General features: G+C 67.9%; 5 protein-coding genes and 1 pseudogene. All 6 read left to right on the top strand.

What is annotated here, in order from left to right; genetic code table 11:
* Nucleotides 1–503, top strand: a pseudogene (locus NS355_RS04490) (secretion system protein); the annotation flags it as partial.
* 26 nt (nt 504–529) lie between these two features.
* Entirely contained in the window at nt 530–1207 is a 678-nt protein-coding gene (locus NS355_RS04485) for a CpaD family pilus assembly protein (RefSeq protein ID WP_167345400.1), read from the top strand.
* Nucleotides 1204–2466 carry a pilus assembly protein CpaE gene (locus NS355_RS04480; RefSeq protein WP_058744595.1) on the top strand — a complete coding sequence of 421 codons (1263 nt, stop codon included), beginning with the start codon at nt 1204–1206 and terminating at the stop codon, nt 2464–2466. The genes NS355_RS04485 and NS355_RS04480 overlap by 4 nt, the downstream gene beginning before the upstream one ends.
* 5 nt (nt 2467–2471) lie before the next feature.
* On the top strand, nt 2472–3452 hold the full coding sequence (locus NS355_RS04475; protein ID WP_058744594.1) for a type II secretion system F family protein: 981 nt from the start codon (nt 2472–2474) through the stop codon (nt 3450–3452).
* Complete coding sequence (locus NS355_RS04470; protein ID WP_058744593.1) at nt 3453–4445, top strand: type II secretion system F family protein; 993 nt, start codon at nt 3453–3455, stop codon at nt 4443–4445.
* A gap of 113 nt (nt 4446–4558) precedes the next feature.
* Nucleotides 4559–4933 carry a hypothetical protein gene (locus NS355_RS04465; RefSeq protein ID WP_058744592.1) on the top strand — a complete coding sequence of 125 codons (375 nt, stop codon included), beginning with the start codon at nt 4559–4561 and terminating at the stop codon, nt 4931–4933.
* Nucleotides 4934–5167 lie beyond the last annotated feature (234 nt).

Here is a 5167-nt window from a genome sequence, read left to right as displayed (position 1 = left end):
GTCTCGTGGGCTCGGTGACGATCAGCGGGACCTCGATCCCCGCGCTGACCACCCGCCGGGCCGAGACCACGCTGGAACTGGGTTCCGGCCAGAGCATGATGATCGGCGGCCTGCTGTCCAACTCGCGCGACAATTCGATCGAGAAGACGCCGTGGCTGGGCGACCTGCCGCTGATCGGCTCGCTGTTCCGCTCCAACGCGTTCAAGCGCAACGAGACCGAGCTGGTCATCATCATCACCCCCTATCTGGTGAAGCCGGTCAACTCGCCCTCCGAGATCGCGCTGCCGACCGACGGGATGCGTCCGGCCAATGACGCCGAACGCGTGCTGCTGGGCCGGATGGGCGGCGGCGGCGATACGTCAACGCCGCGCCCGGTGCCGATCATGGCCCCGCCGGTTCAGGGTCGGCCGATGGCCGCCGAGGTCGCCCCCGTGCCGCATGGCACCGCGACCCCGCTGCCCGCCAAGAAGAAGAATATGCCGACTCCGGGCTTCTCCGAATGACCGCCTGCCCAAGGATACTGCGCCCCATGCGTCGCTCGCCCCTCCTTCTGATGCCGCTCGGCCTGATGCTGATGACCGGTGCCTGCATGGGTGCCGGTCAGCCGGATCTGGAAACCCGGCATCAGCCGGTCGTGTCGCAGACCGAATATGCGCTCGACCTGGCGCTGTCCGGCGGACGGCTGGCGGCGGATGAGGATCGACGGCTCGACGGCTGGGCGCGCAACCTGCATCTCGGCTATGGCGACCGCGTCGTGGTGGAGGACCCGGCGGGCGAAGGCCCCGACGCCTATCGCGACGTCGCGGGCGTCATCGGCCGCTATGGCCTGCTGCTGGGTCAGGCGTCGCCGATCACGCGCCGTCCGGTCGCCCCCGCGACGATCCGCGTGGTCGTGACGCGCGCCCGTGCCTCCGTACCGGGCTGCCCCGACCTGCGCAGCGACACCGCGCTCGACTGGGAGGGCAAGACCTCATCCAACCAGGGTTGCGCGATCAATCGCAACCTCGCGGCGATGGTCGCCAACCCCACCGACCTGGTACAGGGCGTGCCCGGTGCCGCCACCAGCGATACCGAGACGGGCACCCGCGGGGTCAAGGCCCTGCGCGCCGCCCCGCCGACGGGGCGCGGCGGCACCACGCTGCGCGATCCCAATAGCAGCCAGGGCGGCGGCGGTGGCGGTGGCGCTTCCTCGGGGGGCGCACAGTGAACGCCCCCTGGAAACCCGCCATGCTGACCGTCCGCGATCCGTTCCTCGCCTTTGTGAGCGACGACTGGACGGTCGAGGCGATCCGCCCGCTGGTCGCCGAACAGGGGTGGTCGGTCGACAAGGTCATGAAGGGCGGCCTGTCCGGTGCGATCCAGTCGCTGTCGGTACTGGCCAGCCCGCAGATTCTGCTGGTCGACCTGACCGATATCGCCGATCCCGTCAGCGAGATCGGCAATCTGGCCGAGGTTTGCGAACCCGGCACCATCGTGATCGCGGTCGGATCGGTCAACGACGTCCGGCTGTACCGCTCGCTGGTGGCCAGCGGCCTGCACGACTATCTGCTGAAGCCGATCAACGCCGACCAGTTGCGTGAGACGATCGCACAGGCCCGCACCATCCTGCACGCGCCACGCGCCATGGAGATGGCTCCCGAAAAGGCGACGTGCAGCGTCGCGGTGGTCGGCGTACGCGGCGGCGTGGGCGCCTCGACCATCGCCGCGTCGCTCGGCTGGTTGATGGCCGAGCGGCTCGACCGGACGACGGCGCTGCTCGATCTGGATGTCCATTTCGGCACCGCCGCGCTGGCGCTGGACCTGGAGCCGGGACGCGGACTGGTCGATGCGATCGACAATCCCAGCCGCATCGACGGGCTGTTCCTGGAACGCGCCATGGTCAAGGCGTCGGAAAAGCTGGCGATCCTGTCGGCCGAAGCGCCGATCAGCGCGCCGATCCTGACCGATGGCCAGGCCTTTGCCCAGTTGCAGGACGAGATGCGCCTGAACTTCGAGACGACGATCGTCGACCTGCCGCGCGGGATGATGATCCAGCAGCCGATGCTGGTCGGATCGGCGCAGACCATCGTGCTCGTCACCGAGCTGACCCTGGCCGCCGCGCGCGACACCATCCGCCTGCTGTCCTGGGCCAAGACCCATGCGCCGCAGGCCACCGTGCTGACCATCGCCAACCGCGTCCAGCCGCCCGGCCAGTGCGAGATCGCGCAGAGCGATTTCGAGGGTTCGATCGAACGCCCCATCGATTTCGTCATGCCCTATGATCCCAAGCTGGTCGTCCAGGCCGCCAAGGTCGGCAAGCCCATCGCCGAACTCGGCCGCACCTCGCGCACCGTCGCACCGCTGATCGAGCTGACCCAGCGGCTTTGCGCCTCGGCCGAGGGCAATGTCGACATGTCCGCCAAACGCGGCCTGCTCGACCGGTTCGACCTGAAGGCGCTGCTTGGCAAGCGGACACGGGCCGACTGACGAGCATGTCGATGACGGCGACCCTGATCCTGGCCATGGGCGTCTTTCTGACGCTGGTGCTGGCCATGGCGGCCTTTGCCGCGCCTGCCCGGTCGCGTAGCCAGACGCGGCGGCTGGCGGGGCTGCGCGGTCGCGTCGCGCTCGACCTCGGCAAGCCGCTGGAGGCCGTCGCCGCCTCACGCGGGATCGCGCTGGCCGGTGACACGCGGATGGACAAGGCGTTCGGCCGCCTGCTCCCCAATCCCGCCAAGCTGGCCACGCGGCTGGACCGTACCGGACGCGACTGGACCGTCGGCCAATATGGCATGGCCAGTGCGGGACTGTCGTTCGGGATGCTGGTCCTGCTGATGCTGTTCGGCCTGCCCTTTTTCGGCGCGCTGCTGCTCGGCCTGTGCCTCGGCCTCTGGGTGCCGCATATCGTCATCGGGCGGCTGATCGCACGGCGGCGCGACAAGTTCGTCACGCGCTTTCCCGATGCGATCGAACTGCTGGTCCGCGGCCTGCGCTCGGGTCTGCCGATCAGCGAGACGATGGCGGTCGTCGCTCTGGAACTGCCCGGTCCGGTCGGCGAGGAATTCCGCGGCGTTTCCGACCGGATGCGCATCGGCCGCAGCATGGACGCCGCGCTTCAGGAAACCGCCGACCGGCTCGACATTCCAGAATTCCGCTTCTTCGTCATCGCCATCGCGATCCAGCGCGAAACGGGCGGCAACCTGGCCGAGACGCTCTCCAACCTGGCCGACGTTCTGCGCAAGCGTGCGCAGATGAAGCTGAAGATCAAGGCGATGTCGTCCGAATCCAAGGCATCGGCCTATATCATCGGCTTTCTGCCCTTTGGCGTGTTCGGCATGATCTGGATGATCAACCAGCCCTATATGGCCCGCTTCTTCATCGATCCGCGGCTGATGCTGGTCGGGGCCGCGGGCTTCCTCTGGATGGGCCTTGGCGCCTTCATCATGTCCCGCATGATCAGTTTCGAGATCTGAATGACCAGTCCCGCGCCCGCCATTCTCGGCCTCGACCCCGCATCGTTCAGCGCGCTGCTCTGGGGCGTCTGCGTCTTTGCGCTGCTGGTCGCGGGCTACGTCCTGATCGGGAGCCGCGACCCGATGACGAAGCGGGTGCGCGCCTTGAACGAACGGCGCGAACTGCTGAAGGCGGGGATCGACAGCGGCCCCAGGCGCCGGGCGCAGTTGATCGACCGCGCCACGTTGCTGGAGCGGATGCGCACCGTCCTGGGCGCGCTCAAGATGCTGCAGGACGAACAGGTCAAGGCGATCCAGCTGCGCCTGCTCCAGGCGGGCATCCGCTCGAAGGAAATGGCGTTCGCCGTGATCTTCGGACGGCTGGCCCTGCCGATCGTTCTGGGCGGCGGCATGGCCCTGTGGGTCTATGGCACCGAGGACTTTGCCGATTGGAGCGGTTTCAGCCGCTACATGATCGTCGCGGGCACGCTCCTGCTGGCCTATAAGGCCCCGGACCTGGCGCTCAAGAACCAGGTCGACAAGCGGACCGCCGCGATCCGCAAGGGCCTGCCCGATGCGCTCGACCTGATGGTCATCTGCGCCGAGGCGGGCCTGACCGTCGATGCCGCCTTTGCCCGCGTATCGCGCGAACTGCGCCGCGCCTATCCCGAACTGGGCGACGAATTTCAGCTGACCTCGGTCGAACTGGGCTTCCTGACCGACCGGCGGCAGGCGCTGGAAAACCTGGCCATGCGGGTCAATCTCGATTCGCTGCGCGGGGTCGTCACCACGATGATCCAGACCGAGAAATACGGCACGCCGCTGGCCAGCGCCCTGCGCGTCCTGTCGGCCGAGTTCCGCCACGAACGCATGATGCGCGCCGAGGAAAAGGCCGCGCGCCTGCCCGCGATCATGACCGTGCCGCTGATCCTGTTCATCCTGCCGGTGCTGTTCGTCGTCATCCTCGGCCCTGCCGCCTGTTCGATCAAGGACACGTTGATCGCAGGACAATAGGGATCGCCGGACAATAGGGATCGCGGGGCAATAAGCCCGACTTCGCAACCAGCGCCCCCGCCAGTCGTTGACCGGTCGTAACAGACCAAATTCAACAGGATGGGATCGACGCGATGCTGTTCACTTCGACGACGCAGTTCGCCGTGCTGGGGCTGGTCCTCATCGCGGGTTGGCTCTTCGGGCTGGCGAGCCATCCGGGCGGGCGCAAATGGCGCAACCGCTATGCCACGGAGCGGGACGCCCATGCCGCGCAGGTGAAGGATACCGAAGCCAAGCTGTCGGCGGCACAAACCCGCATCGCCGAGCTGGAAAAGGAAAACCACCGTCTGGCCAGCGCCAAGCCGGTCGCGGCGGCACCGGTGGTGGAGCGGGCGGCGCCCGCCTCGACCTATCGCCCGGTTGCGGCGAGCGCTGCGCGGCCGGCCTATCCGGCGGGGGAGCGTCGCGGTTGGTTCGACTTCGGGAACCGCGTGACGACGCACGGGTGATGGTTTCGTGGGTTGGGCTCGGTGAGACACCCAGCCCTCCCCCATCCCCTCCCGCCTGCGGGAGGGGCGTGCCAAGCCGAAACGTCCCGCGCTTAAAGCGGCCTACGGCTCGTCAGGAAACGGAACGGTTGCCCAGTAACGCTCCCCTCCCGCAAGCGGGAGGGGATGGGGGAGGGAAGGTTCCGGGCGATAAACCCGCCGAAACCACCCCTCCCCCAAAAATCACCGCCGCTA

The sequence above is a fragment of the Sphingomonas yabuuchiae genome (assembly GCF_001477495.1).
GTDB classification, from domain to species: domain Bacteria; phylum Pseudomonadota; class Alphaproteobacteria; order Sphingomonadales; family Sphingomonadaceae; genus Sphingomonas; species Sphingomonas yabuuchiae_A.
This window is presented reverse-complemented; position numbering and strand designations above follow the sequence as displayed.